We start from the raw sequence: 3788 nt of genomic DNA on the forward strand, positions 1-3788 counted from the left end.
AGCCGTGATTGGGTGCGTGTTGGTCACGCGCGTCGCGAGCGCGGAGCAGCGACACGACTGGCCGTTGGCGCTGTCGCCCGAGGGCTGGAGCTTCACCGGAGACGTGTACACGGGCGGCACTCAGCTCACGCTTGAGCACCTATTGCCGATCTACGGTTCCAGCAACGACCTGAACACGAAGTTCGTCGCGCTAACCTCCTATCCATACGGGAACTTCCACGCGTCGCTGGACCTGCGCATCCTGGCCTTGAGACTGGGAGTCGATCTGGGCCTACTGATCGAATGGCCGGTGTTCAGCTTCGACCCCTTGCGCATCATGGCAAAGGGCCCGAAGGGGCTCGCCTACGTAGGCGGCCAGTACTGCCCGACCGTGGCCGACCCCTTGTCCCCTCTCGGGTGGCGACCGACGGGGCTGCCTTGCAGCGCCACACGTGCCGCACGTCGCGCCATGGCTTCGCAAGACGTCACCGACGGGCTGAAGCCCACGCCCTGGATCGAGGCCCGAGCGCAGTTGCTCGTGCCGCTGAACGAGTACGTGCTTTTTCGGACCGATGTCGGCTTGCAGTATCAGGATCGCCCGCCCAACACCTTCGACCAAGTGTACTCCATGCGCCATGACCCAGGTCTGCTGCTGCGCTGGGATTCGGTCCTGTTCGTCAAGCAGCGCGATTGGGGCGGCTTCGGCCTTTATTCGCGTCTGGTGAACGTCCCGCGTGATTCGGGCCGGCACTCCGAGTGGGTCTATGGTTTCCTCACGTTTCGCAGGTTGGGCTTGCTCCGGCGCAACGACGCCATCGCGCTGTGGGCGCTGTTCGAGCCGACCAGCGACGAGTACGGCATCGAGCAGTACCGCGTTCCCGTATGGGCTGTCATCGTGTATCGGGTGCGCCTGAGGCTCTAACCAGCCCGAACGGTGCCGGAGCGGCTCGGCCCGGACCTGTACAGCCACGGAGCAGAGCGCAGAGAAATGCTACAGTATTCCTCGGTCCGGCCCTGCGGGGGCGCTCGCTCTGGCATCCATTCCGAACGGGAACTGGGAACCAAAATGGGGCGGTTTACTCGGTGTAGCCCAGCGCCCTGAGTTGCTCGAGCTCCCGCTCGGCCACGTCGCTTGCCCTGACGTTGACCCCGGGCACCCGAGCCAGTGCTCTCAGCAGCGCCTCGCGGACATCGTCATGCCCTTCGACGACCTCTTCGGAAACTCCTTGCCCGAGCCTTGCGAGCTTGCGTGGAACGCATCTTTTGCGCTTGATTCGACAGTACAGCTTCCAGTCGCCTTGTCGGATCGCTGCAAGCTTTCTCCAGATCGACACGGCTCGTCGCGGTCCCGGTTCGAGCAGGCTCTGGCCGTGTAGCTCCAAGTGGGCGAAGGGGATGCCCAGGAGGTCCAGCAGTGTGGGCATCACGTCGAGAGTGCTCACCCGCTGCTGACGGGTGTCCGGGGGGAAGGGCGAGGCACCGGGGACTCGAAAAAGCAAGGGCACACGCGTCTCGACCTCCTGCACCGTGAAGCAATGGTCCCAGACCCCTTTTTCGCCCAACCGCTCGCCGTGGTCCGACAGCAGGACGAAGATCGTCTCGTGCGACCCCCCCGCGCGTTCGAGGCCCTGAAGCGCTCGACCGACATGCGCGTCCGTGAAGGCGATCTCGCCATCGTAGAGCCCGATCAGGCGCCTGCGCTCGGCAGGATCGAACTCGTCGACCTTGTACCAGATTCTGCCGAGCTGCTTGCCGAGCCTGCGCTGATAGCCTCGCCGATCGCCGTCCGCAAAGCGCTCGCCGCCACCCGTGTCGAACTGCTCGAAGTCGGCATGCGGTGAGTAGGGGTCGTGGGGATCGAAGTAGTGGAGCCAAAGAAAGAAGGGGCGCGTGCTCGTGCGCTGCTCCACCCAGCGTAGGGCGCGATCGGTGACCTCGTCGGCCGTACGGGTGGTCATCTTGTAGCGATCGCGCCGATGCTTGGGCTGTATGTCCCAATGCTCGAAGCCGCGGCGGTACTCCGCAAGCCGGCGATAAAACACGTGCTGGCTAACGATGGCGGCGGTCTCGTAACCTCGGGCATGGAAGATGACGGGCAGCGTGATGGCCCGAGCGTCGTAGGTGGAGCTCAGGATCTGGCGCACCGAGGGCTTGGTGCAGGGGGCGCCCGTGGTGGCCGTGGCGAAGATCCCGTCGTCGGGGAAGAAGCTCGCGAGCTCGGGTGTCGTCGGTTCGCCGTAACCGTAGACGCTCAGGTGATCGGCGCGCAGGGTGTCGACCGAAACCAAGACTACGTTGCAGCTGCTGCAGTGGGCGTCAGGCGCGGCCGCCGTCGCTGTAGTGGTAGCGGGTGAGGTGGTGGCAGACTGCTTCTGACATGCCGAGCATGCGATCCACGCGAGCATCAGCCCGAGCTTCGGCAGGTTGCCACAGCGCGGGCGGCATTCGGCATTGTTAGGCTTGGATCTGCGCACGTAGCGATCGGTGGCCCGGCGCGAAGCAGTTGCGGCCGCGTTGCGCCTCCTCGAGATTTCCCCAATAGTCCCGGTCGCTGCTCTGCGCCAACAGCACCCGAACCGGGTGTACAGGCGCGTCCCACCACGCCCGCCATGCCACTGACGACTTCCCGAGTCGCATGTCTCCTTGTCGTTGGCTGGATCGCCGTTCGCGCGGCGCAGGTTCTGACGCTTGGCTGGGGCTCGGGCGCGGACGTCCAACTCTACAAGAGGTACGCGATGAAGTGGGGCAGAGGCAAGGCGCCCTACCGAGACTTCCGCCCCGAGTATCCACCCGGCGCCGTGGCCGCGTTCATGGCCCCCTACCTCACCCACGGTCGCACAGGGTACGGCAAGGGCTTCCGCTCGATGATGTTGCTGGCGGACCTTGGCTGTTTCTTGACCGTGCTGCGCTGGCTCTCGGATCGCCGTCGCAGCGAGCTCGTCACCGGGGCTTGCGTGTACCTTGTGTATTCGGCGCTGCTCTTTCCCGTGATCTACAAGCGCTACGATCTGCTGCCAGCGCTTTGCGCAGCTTTGGGTCTGTACTATGTCGATAAGGGCAAGGGCGATCGCAAGGCAGGCTTGCTGCTGGGGCTGGGAGCCAGCCTCAAGCTGTGGCCGGCCGTGCTGCTGTGTGCTCCGGGCGTGTCCCACTGGCAGAGGAAGCAGCGTCGAAAGCTCGCCTACCTGTGCCTGGGTGCTTTGGCGGGGTTGCTTGGTCCTTTTGCGCTCGTGGCGCACCGGGCGGGCTTCGGGAGCTTCGACTTTTTGGGCTATCACGCCGAGCGCGGACTTCAGATCGCTAGCACCTGGGGCAGCGCCGTCCTGTGCCTGGATGCCCTGGGTTGGACCGAGGCGAGCATCTACCACGGCCACGGCGCATACCACCTGAGGGGAGGCCTCGCACAGACGCTGGCATCGGCCACCATGCCCGCGACCGTCTTCTTGGGCCTGTTGCCGGTCGTGCTGATGTGGTGGCGCCGGCGATCGGTCGCCACGGTCGTCGTGGGTCCAGCGTCCGTCCTCGGAATGATGCTCGGCAGCAACGTGCTGTCCGGGCAGTTCATGCTTTGGCTCGCCCCGTTTGTCCCGCTCCTTTTCAGGGCGAAGCGATGGTGCGTCGTGCTTCTGGTGCTCGCGGCGCTTGCCACGACGCTCTTCTATCCCGTCCTCGCGATGGCGCTGCCCCGGGGTAGCCCAGCATACGGTGTCGCGCTGGTATCGATCGCCACCCGCAACCTGCTCTTGGTTATCGCCTACGGATTGCTTGTGACCCACATCGTCCGCGGGCCGGCCCGATCACGGTCGTGA

Annotated in this window: 3 protein-coding genes; 2 read left to right on the forward strand and 1 reads right to left on the reverse strand. The window is 65.1% G+C overall.

The features are described 5' to 3' along the window. Nucleotides 1-901 (forward strand): hypothetical protein (locus tag MJD61_01335; protein ID MCG8553920.1); only part of this gene is annotated, 901 nt, incomplete at its 5' end. Between the two features lie 154 nt (nt 902-1055). On the opposite strand, the gene MJD61_01340 is transcribed toward MJD61_01335, so the two are convergent. Beyond that, nucleotides 1056-2267, reverse strand: a complete 1212-nt coding sequence (locus MJD61_01340) for a sulfatase (GenBank protein MCG8553921.1) — start codon at nt 2265-2267, stop codon at nt 1056-1058. A gap of 447 nt (nt 2268-2714) precedes the next feature. Here MJD61_01340 and MJD61_01345 point away from each other — a divergent pair, with 447 nt between their 5' ends. After that, a complete protein-coding gene (locus MJD61_01345; protein MCG8553922.1) occupies nt 2715-3788 on the forward strand; it encodes a hypothetical protein in 1074 nt (357 codons plus the stop codon).

The sequence above is a fragment of the Pseudomonadota bacterium genome, from assembly GCA_022361155.1.
GTDB lineage: Bacteria > Myxococcota_A > Polyangia > Polyangiales > JAKSBK01 > JAKSBK01.